The organism is Actinomadura sp. NPDC000929, assembly GCF_040492065.1.
GTDB lineage: Bacteria > Actinomycetota > Actinomycetes > Streptosporangiales > Streptosporangiaceae > Spirillospora > Spirillospora verrucosospora.
In genome coordinates this window covers 15232-33457 of the sequence record NZ_JBEUPA010000096.1, presented here as the reverse complement: position 1 = coordinate 33457, position 18226 = coordinate 15232, and the positions used below count along the sequence as shown (strand labels likewise).

The 18226-nt window shown below is 70.9% G+C and carries 14 protein-coding genes and 1 pseudogene; 9 read left to right on the top strand and 6 right to left on the bottom strand.

Annotated elements, in window-relative coordinates; translation table 11 throughout:
* From ABWI04_RS28005 to ABWI04_RS27995, 3 genes and pseudogenes are all read left to right on the top strand, one after another.
* Window positions 1-775: pseudogene (locus ABWI04_RS28005) on the top strand (hypothetical protein); the annotation flags it as partial.
* 136 nt (window positions 776-911) lie between these two features.
* Window positions 912-2075, top strand: a complete 1164-nt coding sequence (locus ABWI04_RS28000) for a S8 family peptidase (RefSeq protein ID WP_353834312.1) — start codon at window positions 912-914, stop codon at window positions 2073-2075.
* Window positions 2076-2224: 149 nt separating this feature from the next.
* The gene (locus ABWI04_RS27995; RefSeq protein ID WP_345171104.1) at window positions 2225-3193 is read left to right on the top strand and encodes a coiled-coil domain-containing protein; all 969 of its coding nucleotides are present in this window, start codon (window positions 2225-2227) and stop codon (window positions 3191-3193) included.
* A 379-nt stretch (window positions 3194-3572) separates the two neighbouring features.
* Here ABWI04_RS27995 and ABWI04_RS27990 read toward each other — a convergent pair whose 3' ends face one another.
* The gene (locus ABWI04_RS27990) at window positions 3573-4013 is read right to left on the bottom strand and encodes an SMI1/KNR4 family protein (protein ID WP_353834311.1); all 441 of its coding nucleotides are present in this window, start codon (window positions 4011-4013) and stop codon (window positions 3573-3575) included.
* 47 nt (window positions 4014-4060) lie between these two features.
* Between ABWI04_RS27990 and ABWI04_RS27985 the strand changes: the two genes are divergently transcribed.
* Window positions 4061-4240: a DUF1737 domain-containing protein gene (locus ABWI04_RS27985; RefSeq protein ID WP_345171108.1), complete on the top strand. Its 180-nt coding sequence runs from the start codon at window positions 4061-4063 to the stop codon at window positions 4238-4240.
* Between the two features lie 53 nt (window positions 4241-4293).
* On the opposite strand, the gene purL is transcribed toward ABWI04_RS27985, so the two are convergent.
* The 4 genes from purL to purS all read right to left on the bottom strand — a co-directional run bounded on the left by purL (window position 4294) and on the right by purS (window position 9336).
* On the bottom strand, window positions 4294-6585 hold the full coding sequence (purL, locus tag ABWI04_RS27980; RefSeq protein ID WP_353834313.1) for a phosphoribosylformylglycinamidine synthase subunit PurL: 2292 nt from the start codon (window positions 6583-6585) through the stop codon (window positions 4294-4296).
* A 1061-nt stretch (window positions 6586-7646) separates the two neighbouring features.
* Window positions 7647-8327, bottom strand: coding sequence for a phosphoribosylformylglycinamidine synthase subunit PurQ (gene purQ, locus ABWI04_RS27975; protein WP_345171110.1), 681 nt, complete (start codon window positions 8325-8327; stop codon window positions 7647-7649).
* 101 nt (window positions 8328-8428) lie between these two features.
* On the bottom strand, window positions 8429-8869 hold the full coding sequence (locus tag ABWI04_RS27970; protein WP_345171822.1) for an ATP-binding protein: 441 nt from the start codon (window positions 8867-8869) through the stop codon (window positions 8429-8431).
* Between the two features lie 224 nt (window positions 8870-9093).
* A complete protein-coding gene (purS, locus tag ABWI04_RS27965) occupies window positions 9094-9336 on the bottom strand; it encodes a phosphoribosylformylglycinamidine synthase subunit PurS (protein WP_089315160.1) in 243 nt (80 codons plus the stop codon).
* 95 nt (window positions 9337-9431) lie between these two features.
* On the opposite strand from purS, the gene ABWI04_RS27960 reads away from it, so the two are divergent.
* From ABWI04_RS27960 to ABWI04_RS27940, 5 genes are all read left to right on the top strand, one after another.
* A complete protein-coding gene (locus ABWI04_RS27960; protein ID WP_353834309.1) occupies window positions 9432-11051 on the top strand; it encodes a hypothetical protein in 1620 nt (539 codons plus the stop codon).
* Window positions 11052-11297: 246 nt separating this feature from the next.
* Window positions 11298-12428: a pyruvate dehydrogenase (acetyl-transferring) E1 component subunit alpha gene (gene pdhA / locus ABWI04_RS27955; protein WP_345171114.1), complete on the top strand. Its 1131-nt coding sequence runs from the start codon at window positions 11298-11300 to the stop codon at window positions 12426-12428.
* Window positions 12425-13408 (top strand): alpha-ketoacid dehydrogenase subunit beta, encoded by a 984-nt coding sequence (locus ABWI04_RS27950; protein ID WP_345171116.1) that lies wholly within the window; start codon window positions 12425-12427, stop codon window positions 13406-13408. Before pdhA ends, ABWI04_RS27950 begins: the two co-directional genes overlap by 4 nt.
* Window positions 13409-13413: 5 nt before the next feature.
* Window positions 13414-14814, top strand: a complete 1401-nt coding sequence (locus ABWI04_RS27945; protein ID WP_353834308.1) for a dihydrolipoamide acetyltransferase family protein — start codon at window positions 13414-13416, stop codon at window positions 14812-14814.
* 764 nt (window positions 14815-15578) lie between these two features.
* On the top strand, window positions 15579-16343 hold the full coding sequence (locus tag ABWI04_RS27940) for a DUF981 family protein (protein WP_353834307.1): 765 nt from the start codon (window positions 15579-15581) through the stop codon (window positions 16341-16343).
* 72 nt (window positions 16344-16415) lie between these two features.
* Here the strand turns inward: ABWI04_RS27940 and ABWI04_RS27935 are convergent, their stop codons facing one another.
* A complete protein-coding gene (locus ABWI04_RS27935; RefSeq protein WP_353834305.1) occupies window positions 16416-17879 on the bottom strand; it encodes a hypothetical protein in 1464 nt (487 codons plus the stop codon).
* Between the last annotated feature and the right edge of the window lie 347 nt (window positions 17880-18226).

Here is an 18226-nt window from a genome sequence, read left to right as displayed (position 1 = left end):
GTCGACCCACCCGATCGCGTCGATCTTCGCCTGGACGCGCGGGCTGGAGCACCGCGGCAAGCTCGACGACCAGCCGGAGCAGGCCGATCAGACCGCGCGGTTCGACGCCGTCGGCGGCGACCGGACCGCCATCTTCGACGCCGACCGGACCACCACTTTCGACTCCGTCGACATGCCCGCCCCGCCGGACCCCACCGCGCCGAACCCCCTCGTCCCGGGGCTGGGCCACGGCCGCGAGGGCGGCGGCGGGCACCGCTCCCCGGTCCGCTCCTCGCCCTTCGCGGCCCTCGCGAAGATGCGGCGGCCCGGCAACCACGTCCTCGGCCTGGCGCTGTCGCTGGTCATCGGCGTCAGCGTCGGCATCGCCATCATCGCCCTGGTGCTGTGGCCCCAGCTGAAGGCCGACGACGACGGGTCGCCGCCCGACAGCACCAACACGTCCGACAACCGCCCGGTGACCACGATCCCGGCCTCCTTCGCGGGGACGTGGAAGGGGACGGTGGTCAACACGGGCCGCAACGCGTCCTTCCCGGTGCAGATCACGTTCGAGACCGGCGGGACGACGGGGCGCGCCCTGTACCCGCGGGAGAACTGCAACGGCACCCTCCGGCTCGCGCGGGGCACCGAGAGCGCGCTCAGGATGAACCTGGAGATCGGCAAGCCGTGCACGTCCGGGGTCGTCCAGGTCACCCGGCAGCCGGACGGGACGCTCCAGTACACGTGGACGAAGCCGGGAACGAACCTCGGCTACGGCGGACGGCTCAGCCGGGCCTGACCTCCTTCTGCCACCTTTGGCAATACGTCCAATTTGTCGACTCATATCAGGACAGTTCCGCTAGGGTTTCCCCTCGATCGAAAACATCGATCATGGGCGGGACCGCCTCCGCGCGCTCCCCGGCAGAAGGAGGGGTATGCGGGCTGTCCACCGAAGGCTGCTGCTCGTCGGCTCGGTCGCGGCGTGCCTCGGCGCCGCCGCGGCGTTCCCGGTGCTCGCCGACGACGCGTCGTCCCTGGTGAAGGTGACGGCGGCGGAAGGCACCCCGGTCCCCGGCCGCTACATCGTCACGCTGAAGTCCGGAGCGTCCACCGACGCCGCCGCCAAGAAGGTCAAGGCGACGGGCGTCCGGCGCTTCGACGGCGTCCTCAACGGCTTCGCCGCGCGGCTGAACGCCGACCAGCTGGACAAGCTGCGCCGCGACGACCGCGTCGCCGCGATCGAGCAGGACCAGATCGTCAAGGCCACCACGACGCAGCGCGCACCGCTGCCCTGGGGGCTCGACCGCATCGACCAGCGGTCGGCGAAGCTGTCCAAGACCTACACCTACAAGTCGTCCGGCAAGGGCGTGAACGCCTACGTCGTCGACACCGGCATCGACGTCAGGCACGCGGAGTTCGGCGGCCGCGCCTCGATCGCCTGGGCGGCGAGCCGGTTCAACGGCGACGGACGCGACTGCAACGGCCACGGCACCCACGTCGCGGGCATCATCGGCTCCAAGACCTACGGCGCCGCCAAGTCCGTGAAGCTGCGGGCCGTCCGCGTCCTCGACTGCAAGGGCGAGGGCTCGATGTCGGACATCGTCGACGCCGCCAACTGGCTGCGCACCCACGCCGTCAAGCCGGCCGTGGCGAACATGTCCCTCGGCGGACCCAAGTCCACCGCGGTGAACACCGCCGTGACGAACCTGTCCAAGTCCGGGGTGTTCACCTCCGTCTCCGCCGGCAACGAGAACGCCGACGCGTGCAAGGTCTCCCCGGCCGGCGCGGGCTGGGTCATGGCGGTCGGCGCGACCACCAAGACCGACACGCGCGCCTCGTTCTCCAACTGGGGCAAGTGCGTCGACATCAACGCCCCCGGCTACGGCATCTACTCCACCTGGCCCGGCAACCGCAGCAAGGCGCTCAGCGGCACCTCCATGGCCGCCCCCTACGTCAGCGGTGTCGCCGCCCTCTACCTGTCCACCCACCCGAAGGCCACGTTCCCGACGGTGCAGAAGGTGCTGAACGACAACTCCACCCACACCCTCAAGGGACTGCGTTCGCAGCCCAACAGGCTCCTGTGGAAGGGCAAGCTGTGAGTCCCGTCACGTAGGATGGCCCGGCTCCCAGCAAGGGAGCCGGGCATCTCGCGCCTTGGCCTCGTCCCACCACCGCAGGGGTCTACCCTTGGCGAGGCAGACGGCTCTTTAACGTTCATTGACCTTCGGCCATGACGAGAGGAGAACACGTGGAGACCCCCGCCTCCACCCGTCGGCACGCAGACCGCCGCCGTGGCCGGCGACGCGCCGCCGCGGCTCTCGTGGCCCTCGCCGCCGCGGTTCCCCTGGTCGCCTCCGCCACGCCGTCCGCGGCCGCGCCGGCGTCCCTTCCCCTCGACCCGGGCGACAGCGGCAAGTTCGCGAGGCTGAACCGCCAGATCGAGCAGCTCGACAAGGAGTACGGCGGCGACCTCGCCAAGCTGAAGGACGCCGAGTACGCCGCGAAGAAGGCGCTGGACAAGTCCAACGACCTCCAGCGCGACCTCCAGGAGGCCCGCGGCGTCGTCGCCCAGCTCGCCGCGTCCCAGTACATGACGAACGGCGAGGACCCCACCGTCACCTTCCTGGCCGACGCCGACCCCTCCGACCTGCTGAGCAACGCCACCCTGGTCAGCCATCTCGCCCAGAACAAGGCGGGCAAGGTCGCCCAGATCCAGAAGCTCGTCAACGACCAGCTCGCGGCCCGCAAGGCGGCCCAGCAGAAGATGACGGAGCTGAACAAGGAGATCAAGGACCTGAGGCGGCGCAAGTCGCAGATCCAGTCCCTGGTCAAGAAGTACAAGCCCGAGTCCCCGAGCGTCGGCATGGGCGGCGTCACCCCGCGCATGCTCAAGGTGAAGAACACCCTCGACCTGGAGATGGGCCCCTTCCCCACGATCGGCTGCGTCCGGCAGACCGGCGACCCGCAGGACCACGGCACCGGCCACGCCTGCGACTTCATGGTGACCACGGGCGGCGTCATGGCCTCCGGCAGCGCCCAGTCCCTGGGCGACCGCACCGCCGCCTACGCCATCGCCCACGCGAGCGCCCTGGGCATCAAGTACATCATCTGGCGCCAACGCATCTACGACCTCCGCAGCCCCGGCTGGCGCGCCATGGAGAACCGAGGCGGCGTAACCGCCAACCACTACGACCACGTCCACATCTCGGTCTTCTAACCGCACCCACCCCCGACCAGGACCGCAGCTCCGAGAGGGCACATCCAGGGCACTCGTGCCCGGAATCGTTCCCCAGGTGTCATCGATCGCCTTGCGCACCCAATCGCAGCTCGACGGCATCAGATGCGCCTCCAGGCTGGCGGCTCGTGGAATCGTCGTAGCGTTTCAGTACGCTGCCTTTGCTGGAGACCGGTCTGAGTGCCCATCAGGGCCCGCGGCTCAGGGAGGGTGGGTATGGACCCACTCCCAGATATGTCTCGGAGTGACAGAATCCCGTGACCCCACCCTCCCTCCGCCGGTCGGCCGCCGTCGCCAAAGGCCGAGGCAAGAGCCTTGGGGCGTGGCATGCAGGTAATGCGGGCGCGCCTCGGGCGGACCGTTACTTGTACCAGTCGTCGCCGTCCGCGGCCGCCCGCGACTCCAGGTAGGCCTTCAGCGAGTCGGCGACTCGGATGCGTTCGTCGGTTTCGTGATCCCAGACGAAGACGCCGCCGGGGCGTTCTCCAGTCGGCAGGACATACGCGAACTGGTCCCCGCCGCCGTTGTCTCCCACGAACATGAACTGGTCGAATGGCTTGTAGAGATCGGCGATATCGGTGTTCTGGCGAAACTCCGTGTTCTGGTCGATGATCTCGTGCACCGGCCACACCAGTCCGGAGCCGTAGTCGCCCAGGACCCCGTCGGTCTCTCGGAGCACCTCTCGCAGTTCGTCCGGGACTCTCTGCCCCAGCCGTTGCTCGATGTCATCGATGGCCGCGTCGGTGGCGGGCGCGGCGAACTCCGCATCGTCGTACAGCCGCTCGATCAGCTCTCTCCACATGGCTTCGCCTCTGACGCGCGATTGCGGCGCCGGTCTAGGGTCGGGGGATGGGTGAAAAAGGGGAGCTTCCGCGGTATCGGGTTTTGACCGGGCCGGATGACGAGACGTTCTGCCGGCGGGTCAGTGAGGCGCTTGAGCTGGGGTACGAGCTGCACGGGTCGCCGTCGGTGACGTTCAACGGGCAGCGTGTCATCGTCGCTCAAGCGGTCGTTCGCCGCCCGGGATAGCGGGTGGCATGGGAAGGGCGCCCCCGGTTCGGGGGCGCCCTTCACTGCTCGGGTCAGTCGGCGTAGGTGGGGAGCATGCGTTCGTGGGCCTCGCGGAGTTCCGAGAGGCCGATGCTGAACAGCTCCTGGTCGCCTTCGGGGCCGCGGGACGTCACGTGCAGGGCGTCGCCGCCCGCCACGCCGATCTGGCTGACCGGGACGCCCGCCGACTCGCACAGGGCCGCGAGACGCGACTCGGCGCCCGGGCGGACGACGACCATGGCGCGGGCCACCGACTCGCTGAACAGCGCGACGAACGGGTCGCCGTGCAAGGTGATGCGGGCGCCGAGGCCGCCGCGCAGGCACGACTCCACCAGCGTCTGCGAGAGGCCGCCGTCGGAGAGGTCGTGCACGGCGTTGACCAGGCCGTCCCGGACGGCCGCGACCATGACGGACGCCAGGGCCGCCTCGGCCTTCAGGTCGACCAGCGGCGGCAGGCCGCCCAGGTGCCCGTAGACGACGTGCGCCCATTCCGAGCCGCCGAACTCCTCGCGGGTCTCGCCGAGGAGGGCGATCGTGGCACCGTCGGTGGCCAGCGACATGTTCACCCGGCGGCGCACGTCGTCGTGGACGCCGAGGACGCCGATGACCGGGGTCGGGTTGATCGGGGCGTTGCCCGTCTGGTTGTAGAAGCTGACGTTGCCGCCCGTGACCGGGATGCCGAGGTACTGGCAGCCGTCCGCCAGGCCCGTGACCGCCTGCGCGAACTGCCACATGACGCCCGGGTCCTCCGGGGAGCCGAAGTTCAGGCAGTTGGTGACGGCCAGGGGCCGCGCGCCGGTCGCGGCGACGTTGCGGAACGCCTCGGACAGCGCGAGCTGCGCGCCCGCGTACGGGTCGAGCCGGGTGTAGCGGCCGTTGCCGTCCAGGGACAGCGCGATGCCGAGGCCCGACTCGTCGTCGATGCGGACGACGCCGGCGTTCTCGGGCATCGCCATGACGGTGTTACCGAGGACGTACCGGTCGTACTGGGACGTCACCCACGTCTTGCCGGCGAGGTTCGGGGAACCGGCCAGCCAGAGGACGGTCCGGCGCAGCTCGTCGCCGTTGGACGGGCGGGTGAGCCGGCCCGGGGTGTCGGACTGCAGGGCGCCGAGGTCGTGCGGGGGCGCCAGCGGGCGGTTGTAGACGGGGCCCTCGTCGGCGGCCGTGACCGGCGGGATGTCGACGATCGTCTCGCCCCGCCACGTCATGACCAGCCGGCGGGTGTCGGTGACCGTCCCGATCACGGTGGCCGGGATCTCCCAGCGCGCGCAGATCTCCATGAAGCGCTCGACCTTGGCGGGCTCCACCACCGCCATCATGCGCTCCTGCGACTCGCTCATGAGGATCTCCTCAGGGCGGAGCGTCTCGTCGCGGAGCGGGACGGCGTCGAGGTCGACGTGCATGCCGCCGGTGCCGGCCGCGGCCAGCTCCGTCGTGGCGCACGACACGCCGGCGGCGCCGAGGTCCTGGATGCCGACCACGAGGTCCTCGCGGAACAGCTCCAGGCAGCACTCGATGAGCAGCTTCTCCATGAACGGGTCGCCCACCTGGACCGACGGCCGCTTCTGGTGCGACTCCTCGTCGAAGGTGGCCGATGCGAGGACGGACGCGCCGCCGATGCCGTCCGGGCCGGTCAGGGCGCCGAACAGGATCACCTGGTTGCCGGGGCCGGGGGCCACCGCGCGCTTGATGTCCTCGTGCTTCATCACGCCGACGCACAGGGCGTTCACGAGCGGGTTCTGCTCGTAGCAGGCGTCGAAGACCGTCTCGCCGCCGATGTTGGGCAGGCCGAGGGAGTTGCCGTAACCGCCCACGCCGGCGACGACGCCGGGCAGGACGCGCTGGGTGTCGGCGGCGTCGGCCGGGCCGAAGCGCAGGGAGTCCATGACGGCGATGGGGCGCGCCCCCATCGACATGATGTCGCGGACGATCCCGCCGACGCCGGTCGCGGCGCCCTGGTACGGCTCGACGTAGGACGGGTGGTTGTGCGACTCCACCTTGAAGGTGACGGCCCAGCCCTGGCCGATGTCCACGACACCGGCGTTCTCTCCCATGCCGACGAGGAGCTTGTCGGTCTTGGGGGCCTTGTCGCCGAACTGGCGCAGGTGCACCTTGGAGCTCTTGTAGGAGCAGTGCTCGCTCCACATGACGGAGTAGATCGCCAGCTCGGCCGAGGTGGGCCGGCGTCCCAGGATGTTGCGGACGCGCTGGTACTCCTCCTCGTTCATCCCCAGCTCGGCGTACGGCTGCGGGCGCTCGGGCGACGCGGCGGCGACGGCGACCGTGTCGGTGCCGTGGTCGTAGCGCGCGGGCGCCTCGATCGCGGGCTGCGGGCCGGTGCTGCGTCCGATGGCAGGCTGCGGGCCCGTTCCCCGCCCGACGGCGGGCAGGGGGCCCGTGCCGGAGCCGACCGCAGGCTGCGGGCCGGTGCCGCGCCCCACGGCGGGCTGCGGACCCGTGCCGGAGCCGACCGCGGGCAGCGGACCCGTTCCCGGACTGATCCGGGGCAGCGGGCCCGTCCCCGGGCGGACGGCGGGCAGGGGGCCTGTGCCGAGGCCGACCGGAGGCTGGGGGCCCGTGCCCTGCCCGATGGCGGGCAGCGGGCCGGTTCCCGGGCGGACGGTCGGCTGCGGGCCCGTGCCGCGCCCGACGGCGGGCTGGGGGCCCGTACCGGTGCCCACGGCGGGCTGAGGGCCCGTGCCCGGGCCCACCGGGGGAAGCGGGCCGGTGCCCGGGCCTTGAGCCAGCGGGCCCGTGTTCAGGTCGATGAGAGGCTGCGGGCCCGTGCCCCGCCCGACGGCGGGCTGCGGGCCCGTGCCCGAGCCGACCGCGGGCTGCGGGGCGGTGCCCTGGCCTACCGCGGGCTGCGGGCCGGTGCCGGTGCCCACGGCGGGCTGCTGGCCCGTGCCGTGGCCGACCGCTGGCTGCGGGCCCGTGCCGGAACCGGCCACGCGCTGCGGGCCGCTGCCCGTACCGCGGGCGGGCGGCGGCGCGGCGAAGGCGCTCAGGTCGGGCACGGTGAGCGACGGGTCCGCGACGGTGGACGTGGGGTCGCCGCTGGAGCGCTCCTCTTCGAGGGCCCGCGCGAACTCCTGGTCGGGCACGCCTTGGGACGGCGCAGGGCCCGGGACGGGTTCGTCGTTCAGCACCGGGATGGGCCCGGTGAAGGGCCCGGGGGCCGGTTCGGCGGCCGGGTCCTCGGAGCCGGGCAGGGCAGGGGGCTGCTCCTCTTCGAGGATGGCCTTGAAGCCCTGCGTCACAGCGGGGTTGACGGGCTGGAGCTCCGGGTCGTCCGCGTCGGACTTGAGCTCGCCGAGCCACTCCATCGAGGGCTCGTCCTCGTCCCGCCTAGCCCTTCCGGAAGCGTGGGGCCGTTGCTCACTCATGCGTTGACCAGTCTCTTGACGATCGAGGTGAAGAAGCCGAGCCCGTCGGTGGACGGCCCGGTCAGCGACTCGACGGCGTGCTCGGGATGGGGCATGAGCCCGACCACGTTGCCGGCCTCGTTGCAGATCCCGGCGATGTCGTCCTGGGAGCCGTTCGGGTTCAGGTCGAGGTAGCGGGCGACGATGCGGCCGGAGTCGGCCAGTTCGAGCAGCGTCTCCCGGTCGGCGGTGTAGCGGCCGTCCCGGTTCTTCACCGGGATCACCAGTTCCTGGCCCTCCTGGTACTCGGAGGTCCACGCGGTGTCGGCGTTCTCGACGCGCAGCCGCTGGTCGCGGCAGACGAAGTGCAGCCCCGCGTTCGGGAGCAGCGCGCCGGGCAGCAGGTGCGACTCGCACAGCACCTGGAACCCGTTGCAGATCCCGAGGACCGGCAGGCCGGCGCCCGCGGCGGCCACGACCTCGGACATCAGCGGCGCGAACCGGGCGATCGCCCCGGCCCTCAGGTAGTCCCCGTAGGAGAACCCGCCGGGCAGGACGACGGCGTCGACCCCCTGCAGGTCGTGGTCGCCGTGCCAGAGGGCGACCGGCTCCGCGCCGGCCAGCCGCACCGCGCGTGCGGCGTCCTTGTCGTCAAGGGAACCTGGGAAGGTGATGATCCCAACCCGGGCAGCGTCCATCTGTTCTGTTCCTCCGAAATGAGGTGCGGCCGAGACGATCGGGATCTCCTCCGCCGATCAACCCCGATGCGCGTCGCATTCCCCCGCGCGCAGGTCCCAATCTACCCGGCGTTGGGAATGAGGTTGCGGTCGAGGCGCCGGACCAGCGCCCCGTCCCTCCAGGTCAGCCGCTTTCGCAGGTGAACGACGGTGCCGCGGTCGGGCGCGGAGTCGATGTTCAGGTCGTCCACCAGCGCGCGCATGAGCCCGATGCCGCGCCCCGACTCGCTCAGCGGCCCGGGCTCGGGCGGGGCGGACCGCAGCCCGCGGCCCCAGTCCATGATCTTGAGCAGGCAGGTGCCGTCGTGCACGTGGCCCGTCACCTCGTAGTCGCCGTTCGCGCGGGCGTGCTCGATGACGTTCGTGCACGCCTCGGAGATCGCGACCAGGAGGTCGTCGACGCAGTCCTCGGCGACGCCGAGGCCGCGCAGGGCCTCGCCCGTCACCCGGCGGACCACCGGGATGCTCATCGCGTCGCGCGGCAGCGCGAGCGAGAACCTCATATCCACCCGGACACCTCGTGTCATGCTCCGGGCGTCCCGACCGTGCCCCCGGTCCCGGAGCGTGCTCGACGACTCAACGCAGCTAACACTTCCCCGGAGGAAACTTCCGTAATCGCCACAGTCGCGGGCCCGCGGATTGGAACGGGCCATGTCACGACCGGAAACCGGCGGCGTTCGCCCGCCGGTTCGGGCGGCGGGCCGGTCCCGGCCACGCGCCCGGACGGTTACAGAACGTGAACCTCGTAGTTCTCGATGACCGGGTTCGCCAGCAGCGTCTCGGCGATCTTGCCGACCTTCTCCAGGGCCGCCTCGTCGGCGTCCCCCTCCAGCTCCACCTCGAACCGCTTGCCCTGCCGGACGGCCACGACCCCGTCGAACCCCATCTGCGGCAGCTTGCGGGCGATCGCCTGCCCCTGCGGGTCGAGGATCTCCGGCTTGAGCATGACGTCCACGACGACACGCGCCACGGTCGCCCCCTCACTGATCTGCGCTTTTGCTTACGATCCTGAAGCGTACGGCACCATGGCCCATCACGAGCCATCAGCACCCCCGGAGCCAGCCGATGAACATCGAGGACCTCACCCCCGTGGAGCGCCGCCTCTGGGAGGCGTTCCCCAAGGGGGAATCCGTCGACCTGTCGGTCGGCGACCAGGCGATGGACGACATCACGCGCTCCGACCGGTGGGGACGTGACCGGATGGTCAGGGCAGAGGTCCTCGTCGCGCTGCTCGTGGGCGCGGTGGAGGCCGAGCCCGGCCAGGTCGCCGCGGTGCGGCTCGGCGGCGCCCGCATCACCGGCGCGCTGAACCTCGGGCACGCGGAGGTCCGGGTCCCGCTGGCGCTCACCGGATGCGACTTCGACGAGGCGCCCCACCTGTACTGGGCGAGCATGAACAGCGTCCACCTGATGCGCTGCCGGCTGCCCGGCCTGATCGCCTCCGGCACGCGGGTGGACGGCCACCTGTGGCTGGAGGGCAGCCGCGTCAACGGCGGCCTGTGGCTGGACGGGGCGAACATCACCGGCATCCTCAACCTGTCGGGCGTGCACCTGTCCAACCCGGGCGGGGACGCGATGCTCGCCGACCGCCTCTCGGTCGAGGCGAACGTCTACTGCGACCAGGGGTTCGCCGCCAACGGCGAGGTCCGGCTGCCGGGGGCCCGCGTCGGCGGCCAGCTGATCTTCCGGGGCGCGCGGCTGTACAACCCGTCCGGCGCGGCCCTGTACGCCAGCCGCCTGGACGTGGCCGCGAACGTGTTCTGCGACGGCGGGTTCAGCGCCGAGGGCGAGGTCCGGCTGCGCGGCGCCCGCGTCGGCGGCTACCTGTCGTTCGTCGGCGCCCGTCTGGCCGCCCCCAAGCGGACCGCCCTGAACGCCGACGACCTGGCCGTCGAGACCGACGTCTACTGCTCGGACGGGTTCACCGCCGTCGGCGCCGTCAGCTTCTCCGGGGCCCGCGTCACCGGGCAGCTCAGCCTGCGCGACGCGCGCCTGCTCCACGACGAGGGGACCGCGCTCGGCCTGCAGCGCCTCCAGGCCGAGGAGCTGCTGATGCGCACCGCCGAGCCGATCAAGGGGACCGCGGACCTGTCCTACGCGCGCGTCAACCTGCTGCGCGACGACGCCGCGTCCTGGCCGGAGCGCCTCCAGCTCGACGGCCTCCAGTACGAGACCCTCGAACCGCCGCTCACCGCCCGCGAGCGGCTGGCGTGGCTGCGCCGCGACACCGACGGCTACGCCCCCCAACCCTACGAGCGGCTCGCGCAGACCTACCGCTCCCTCGGCCTGGACGCCGACGGCCGCTCCGTCCTGCTCGCCAAGGCCCGGGACCGGCGCCGGACGCAGGGCCTCCCCCGCAAGATCGTCGGTTGGTTCCAGGACGTGCTGGTCGGCTACGGCTACCGCCCGTTCCGCGCCGCGAGCTGGCTGATCGGCCTGCTCGCCTTCGGGACGATCGTCTTCTCGGTCCACCGGCCGGACGTCCTGGACGACGGCCACAAGCCGCACTTCAACGCGTTCTTCTACACGCTCGACCTCCTCCTGCCGATCGGCAGCCTCGGCCAGGAGATGGAGTTCGCGCCCAAGGGCGTCTACCAGTGGATCGCGAACTTCATCGTCGCGGGGGGCCTGCTCCTCGGCCTGACGGTCGCCGCGGGCGCCACGCGGGCCCTCTCCCGGGAGTAGCGAGCCGGGCGATCCGGACATGGGGGGCAGCGGACGTAACGTGCGTCACGCCCGGGTCGCGGGGTAGGGCCGGGGGTAGGACCTCCGGTGGCGGGACGCGCATCGCGGTGGCGGGGGCTTGCATCGCAGGGTGTGATGTCTGCCACGATGGTGTTGCGGCTTTTGTCCCTTACCGGGGGCGGGCCGTCGACATCGGCCGACCGCGCGGCGACCCCGCGCGACGGCCCCGAACGAGGAGTGTCATCGATGACGATCGACTCCGTGCGCGGCGCGCCCGACACCCCGAAGGCCGCCGAGCCCGAACTCGTCCAGCTGCTCACCCCCGAGGGCGAGCGGATCGAGCACCCGGACTACCCGCTGGACCTCGGCCCCGAGGACGTGCGCGGCCTGTACCGCGACCTCGTGATCGTGCGGCGGATCGACCAGGAGGCCGTGGCCCTCACCCGGCAGGGCGAGCTCGGCCTCTGGGCGTCGCTGCTCGGGCAGGAGGCGGCGCAGATCGGCTCCGGGCGGGCGGCGTCCGCCAACGACATGGTGTTCCCGACGTACCGGGAGCACGGCGTCGCCTGGTGCCGGGACGTGGAGCCGCTGAAGCTGCTCGGCATGTTCCGGGGCATCAACCACGGCGGGTGGGACCCGAAGGAGCACGGCTTCCACCTGTACACCGTCGTGATCGGCAGCCAGACGCTGCACGCGACCGGGTACGCGATGGGCGTCCAGAGGGACGGCGTGCTCGGCACCCCGTCCGCCGGCGCCACGATCGCCTACTTCGGGGACGGAGCGACGTCCCAAGGCGACGTGAACGAGTCCTTCGTGTTCGCCTCGGTCTTCAACGCGCCGATCGTGTTCTTCTGCCAGAACAACCAGTGGGCCATCTCCGAGCCCCTCGAACGGCAGTCCAGGATCCCTCTCTACAAGCGCGCGCAGGGTTTCGGCTTCCCGGGCATCCGCGTGGACGGCAACGACGTGTTCGCCTGTCTGGCCGTCACCAGGAAGGCCCTGGAGAACGCCAGAACCGGCCAGGGCCCCACGCTCGTCGAGGCGTACACCTACCGGATGGGCGCCCACACCACGACCGACGACCCCACGCGCTACCGGCTGAAGACCGAGGAAGAGGCGTGGAAGCTCAAGGACCCGATCGAGCGCGTCAAGGCGTACCTGGTGCGCGGCGACATGGCCGACGCGGGGTTCTTCCAGAAGGTGGAGGACGAGGCCAAGCAGATCACCAGGGAGCTGCGTGAGGCGTGCCTGGCGCTTCCCGACCCGGAGCCCCTGTCGATGTTCGACCACGTGTACGGGGAAGAGCATCCGCTGATGACCGAGGAGCAGGAGCAGTTCGCCGCCTACCTGGCGTCGTTCGAGGAGGAGGCGAAGTGAGCACCCTGACCCTCGGCAAGGCCCTCAACGTGGGCCTGCGCAAGGCCATGGAGAACGACCCCAAGGTCCTGGTCATGGGCGAGGACGTCGGCAAGCTCGGCGGCGTCTTCCGCATCACCGACGGCCTGCAGAAGGACTTCGGCGAGGAGCGGGTCATCGACACCCCGCTCGCCGAGTCCGGCATCGTCGGGACGGCGATCGGGCTGGCGCTGCGCGGATACCGGCCCGTGGTGGAGATCCAGTTCGACGGGTTCGTGTTCCCCGCCGCCGACCAGATCATCACGCAGCTGGCGAAGATGCGGATGCGCTCGCTCGGCGCGCTGGAGCTGCCGGTCGTCGTCCGGATCCCGTGCGGCGGCGGCATCGGCGCGGTCGAGCACCACTCCGAGTCGCCCGAGGCGTACTTCACGCACACCGCCGGGCTGCGCGTGGTGGCGTGCTCGAACCCGCTGGACGCCTACTCGATGATCCAGCAGTCGATCGCCTCCCCCGACCCCGTGGTCTTCTTCGAGCCCAAGCGCCGCTACTGGGACAAGGCGGAGGTCGACACCGACGCCGACCCCGCCGACTGGACGCCGCTGCACCGGGCCGCGGTCGTGCGGCCGGGCGAGCACGCGACGCTGCTCGCCTACGGGCCGGCGGTGAAGACGTGCCTGGAGGCGGCCGGGGCCGCCGCCGAGGAGGGGCGGGAGCTGGAGGTCATCGACCTGCGCTCGCTGAACCCGCTCGACATCGGCACGGTGACCGACTCGGTGAACCGGACGGGACGCTGCGTCGTCGTCCACGAGGCGCCCGTGTTCAACGGGTACGGCGCCGAGCTGGCCGCCCGGATCACCGAGAAGTGCTTCTACCGGCTGGAGTCGCCGGTGCTGCGCGTCGGCGGGTTCTCCACCCCGTACCCGCCGTCCCGCATCGAGGACCATTACCTGCCCGACCTCGACCGCATCCTGGACGCGGTCGACCGGACCTTCGCGTGGTGACGCCGGTGAGCCAGCCCAAACTGTTCAAGCTGCCCGACGTGGGCGAGGGCCTGACCGAGGCCGAGATCGTCAAGTGGCACGTGCAGCCCGGCGACACCGTCGAGGTAAACCAGACCATCGTCGAGATCGAGACGGCGAAGGCGATCGTGGAGCTGCCCTGCCCGTTCGAGGGCGTGGTGACCGAGCTCATGGTCACCGAGGGGCAGACGGTGGACGTCGGGGTCCCGATCATCGCGGTGGACCCCGGCGGCGAGGGCGGCGTGGCGACGCCGGTGTCCGAGCCCCCGGCGCAGGCGGCCGCGCTCCGCGAGGAGGGCGTCCCGACCGTCAACGAGCCCGGCATGGTGTCGCCGCAGGAGCCGCCGAAGCGCACGCCCGTCCTCGTCGGCTACGGCGTGAAGGAGGGGACGACCAGGCGCCGTCCCCGCAGGTCCGCCAACGGCGCGGCGTCCGCGGCCCCGGTCGCCCCGGTGCCCGCGCCCGCCCCGGAGGCGCCGCCGGCGCCGCCGGCGCCCCGTCCGAGCCCCTCGGGGAACGGGCTGCCGCTGGCCAAGCCGCCCGTCCGCAAGATGGCCAAAGATCTCGGGGTGGACCTCACGTCCATCACGGGGTCGGGCCCGCAGGGATCGATCACGCGCGAGGACGTCCTCGCCGCGCGGTCAGGCGCCGAGGCTCCCGCCGCGCCCGCCCAGGCGGGCCCGCGCGAGGAGCGGATCCCCGTCAAGGGCGTCCGCAAGGCGACCGCGGCTGCGGTGTCCGGTTCGGCCTTCACCGCCCCGCACGTCACCGAGTTCCTCCAGGTGGACGTGACGCGGACGATGGAGACCGTCAAGCGGCTCCGCGAGCTGCCCGAGTTCGCGGACGTGAAGGTGTCGCCGCTGCTGCTGGTGGCGCGCGCGCTGCTCACGGCCGTGGCGCGCAACCCGATGGTGAACTCCGCGTGGGCGGACGGCCCGGACGGCGCGGAGATCGTCGTCAAGCGCTACGTGAACCTGGGGATCGCGGCGGCCACCGAGCGCGGCCTCATCGTCCCCAAGATCAAGGACGCGCACGAGCTCGACCTGCCGGGCCTCGCACGCGCCCTGAACGAGCTGGCGGCGAAGGCCCGCGCGGGCAAGGCGTCCCCCGCCGACCTGTCCGGCGGGACGATCACGATCACGAACGTCGGCGTGTTCGGGGTGGACGCCGGCACCCCGATCCTCACCCCGGGCGAGGCCGCGATCCTGGCGTTCGGCCAGGTCCGGGACATGCCGTGGGTGCACGAGGGCGAGCTGGCGATCCGCAAGGTGACCACGCTGGCGCTCTCGTTCGACCACCGCATCGTGGACGGCGAACTGGGCTCCCGCGTCCTGCGCGACGTCGGGGACATGCTCGAAGACCCGATCCGCATGCTCGCCTGGTCGTAGCCGCCGGGTCGTCGCCGCCGGGCGGCGGGCAGGACCGAGGGGCCGGTGCCGAGCGGTCGGCACCGGCCCCACGCAGTCCCTGGCGCATTCAGGATGACTGCGTCGCGCCGGCGAAAGATTCTTCCTTTTCCGGGTGAGATCCATAGGTGTGAGCATTGCCCCTGATCACCCTGCCCAGTACACTCGCCAGCTACGCGAAACCTCCAATCTCGAACGGACGGGAAGAAAGGACACGCGGGCCTCTCCAGAAGGAGATCCCGTTCCCTACCTGATCGAGAAGCATGACGACTGCCTGTCTACGATTGCCGACCCCCGCACCCAGTCCCACCCTGCCATGGCAATGGGTCTCTGCTGCGCCGGGGAGACGTCCGAACGCGACCTGCATCGGCTCTGACCAGTCGGTCTCCACCATCCGCTGGACGTTACGTCGCGTCCAGTAAGGCGTCACCTCCCATTCCTGAAGTCCGTGGTCTCATGACCGGGCCTCAAGGCTCACGGGACGGCCGCCTCCCATAACCGGCCATTCCCAAAAAGGACCGACCCTCCGGCGACCGATACCAGGCGCCGCTGTGGTCGAGCCGCCACTCCGGGTAGGCGGAAACCGACGGCTGCGGACACCCGCCGAAACGGAGCGCTTTCACACCGCCGGGTGACCGCTGCTCGCTTCCCGGCAAGGAACTCATCATGCGAGGAACCGCGTTCCGCGCGCCCAAAACCGAATCATTGGAAAGGGACACACCTTGGACTCATTGAGCAGGCATGTGATGGCGCAGCCAGAGGCCGCCGAACCGATGATCATGCACAACACGATCATGGGCGAGGCGGCGGGAGCATCCCTCATCGCGCTGGCCGTGTTCCTCTTCCTGGCACGACGCGGCGACCGGCTGTGGGCCAGGGGGTGGGCGCTGACGTTCGGCGTCGGCTCCCTCATCCTGACCTCTCTGAGCTGGGACGCCATCACCACCGGCCCGTTCACCGCCAAGCCCGAGATCAACATGGTGTTCGGCGGACCACTGTTCTGGTTCGGCGTCCTGCTCGGTGCCGCCGCCCTCTACCTCTGGGTGCACGGCGACACGTTGCAGGAGCCGACGGGCGCGAAGCGAGGGGAGACCGAGCTCTACCGGTTCACGGCGACCACGCGCGGAACCTTCTCTCCGGTGTATCTGCTGGTCCTGGCCGCCGGCCTCAACCTGCTGGGCAACGCCGCCGCCATCGTCCGGTTCAATCTGGTGGGGGGCGCGCCCGCGTCAGAGCCCATCACCGGGCGTCTCGGGCACATCGCGTGGATCGAGAACAACTCCTTCGGCCTGGTCTACGCACTCGCCGGCATCGCCACGATCCTTCTCATCGGCGCCGTTCGTGACCTCGGGGGCCGCGTCGCGACCGTCGTCATCACGCTGTTCTTCGCGTCCGGTCTGTTCTTCCTGGTCTTCAGCACGCTGAACGAGTACACCCATCCAGGATTGATGATCAACAAGTGCGTGCAGGGAACCATGGAGAACTGCGCCGAGTGGAAGTACGACTACTAGCGACCAGCCTGGTTCGCTCGCCGGGAGCCGCTGACGCCGTCGACGGTCCCGAGGTGCGTCCTCGGCCTACCGCTAGGAGACGGGAACCTTCTCGACCTTGCCGAAGGGCCCGGCGTCGAAAGTCACGGACGTGACGTCGCCGGGCGGGGCGGGAAGGTAGACGAAGCCGCGGACGGGCTCGTTGACCGCAGTGCGGAACACGACCCGTCCAGCGTCGACGTAGTTGGTGGGACGCCCCGGCGTGGGAGGACCGACACGAACGGCGCGGTAGACGTCCTTCTTGCCCGGCACCTGGATCGAGAACGCTCCGAACACTCCGCCCGGATAATTCGGGTTCGGGTAGGACGCGTCCGGCGGCGTGGTGCCGGGCCCCTCATTCACGATGTCGAACACGGCGACGATGTAGGTGCCGTCCCGGTAGAAGGGTTTGACCTCAAGGCGCCTCTTGGCGGCTCCAAAGGGAGCCGTGCGCGACGCCATCTTCTGCCGGTCCTGCGCCCGGAAGGTCGCCGGTGAACCGGAACCCGGCGCCGACGACTTGAGCTGGTAGGTGACGTCGACCCCGTCACCGTCCTGCCGCCCGTTCGCCGTGTAGGTGAAACCGGTGCCGAGCCGGGTCTTCATCTCGTTCAAAAGGGCCTGGGCCCGATCCCCGGACACCTTGGCGTCACTGGCATGCGCCACAAGCGTCAGCGCTCCGGCCGCCTGCCCCTTGACCTTTTGGGCGACCCCGTCCAGCGCGGCCTTGGCCCCGCCCGTCAGCTTGGCCGAACCAGCCTCGAACAGGGCATCGCTGCGCAGACCGACCGTGACGCTCGATCCGTTGGACGAGACAGTCCGCCCCTCCTCTTCGACGATGTCGTACAGCTCCACGGGGTTCCCGCTCGGCAGGGACGACGCCGTAGCCGACGGGGAGGTCGTGATCGGGGACGGAGCACCCGCCATGAACGGCTCGGCCCCGACCGAGGGAGTGGACGACGCCGACGGAGAAGACGAGGGCGACCCACTCGGCGGCGCGGACGAGACAGACGGCGTCCCCGGCGCGGACGGCGTGGCCGACGCGGCGGCGACCGGGATCCCGGTGAACTCCCCGGCCGTCCCCGGCGTGATCGCGGTGACCTTCTGGACGGTCGCCGGGATCGGCGGATAGTCGGCGGTCATCTCGCGCGTCGTGCCGGGCGCGAAGCCGGAGCCGCTGGTGGTCCCGGTGGGCTTGTAGAGCTTGCGCCCGGCCGCGTCCAGCAGCGCGATCTCGAACGGGACCGACTTCACCGACGAGTCCAGCGACGTCACGCTGTAGCGCAGCACCGACTTGGCGGCCTGCCGCTCGACGCCCCTGATGGCCACACGCGCGTGCAGGCCGTCCGCGCCCCCGAACCACCCCTCCTTGGCGTACGCGCCCGCGGGCTGCACGGTGGGCAGAGCGGCGCCCGTGCGAACCGTCGGCGGAGCGACCTTCTCGGCCAGATCGGCGTCGGCGCATCCGGCCACGAGCAGCAGGCCGATGGAAGAGACGGCGAGGGGCAGCGCACGCATCGTTCATCCGCTCGGGGAGGGGGACGGGCGAGGGACGCGGGCAACAGTAGTCAACCACCCCACCCCCCGCCAGAACCCCATCGAGGACGCCGGACCTCATCGAGCGAACTCCTGCAGCCAAACCTGCAAGTCGCCGGAGTTACCGGCACGCGATGCCACTCTTCGACAGCGGCCAAAGACAGCGCCGCCGAAGACGCGGACCATCGACGAGCCTGCCGCGCTTTCGAAAGAGACATTCGCCTCTGCGATCAGCGAAGCGTGCCAATCTCCAACAATCACGCTTCAATGGGCAGTCGATGTGACCGGACGCCAGCCCCGCACGCCATCGGAAACATCCGGCAGTACGA

Bases quoted from the DNA above. Each gene is read 5' to 3' on its own strand.
- ABWI04_RS27970 (WP_345171822.1), bottom strand. From the start codon at position 8,869: ATGAGGTTCTCGCTCGCGCTGCCGCGCGACGCGATGAGCATCCCGGTG.
- ABWI04_RS27990 (WP_353834311.1), bottom strand. From the start codon at position 4,013: ATGTGGAGAGAGCTGATCGAGCGGCTGTACGACGATGCGGAGTTCGCC.
- purQ (WP_345171110.1), bottom strand. From the start codon at position 8,327: ATGGACGCTGCCCGGGTTGGGATCATCACCTTCCCAGGTTCCCTTGAC.
- pdhA (WP_345171114.1), top strand. From the start codon at position 11,298: ATGACGATCGACTCCGTGCGCGGCGCGCCCGACACCCCGAAGGCCGCC.
- ABWI04_RS27985 (WP_345171108.1), top strand. From the start codon at position 4,061: ATGGGTGAAAAAGGGGAGCTTCCGCGGTATCGGGTTTTGACCGGGCCG.
- ABWI04_RS27940 (WP_353834307.1), top strand. From the start codon at position 15,579: ATGGCGCAGCCAGAGGCCGCCGAACCGATGATCATGCACAACACGATC.
- ABWI04_RS28000 (WP_353834312.1), top strand. From the start codon at position 912: ATGCGGGCTGTCCACCGAAGGCTGCTGCTCGTCGGCTCGGTCGCGGCG.
- ABWI04_RS27960 (WP_353834309.1), top strand. From the start codon at position 9,432: ATGAACATCGAGGACCTCACCCCCGTGGAGCGCCGCCTCTGGGAGGCG.
- ABWI04_RS27935 (WP_353834305.1), bottom strand. From the start codon at position 17,879: ATGCGTGCGCTGCCCCTCGCCGTCTCTTCCATCGGCCTGCTGCTCGTG.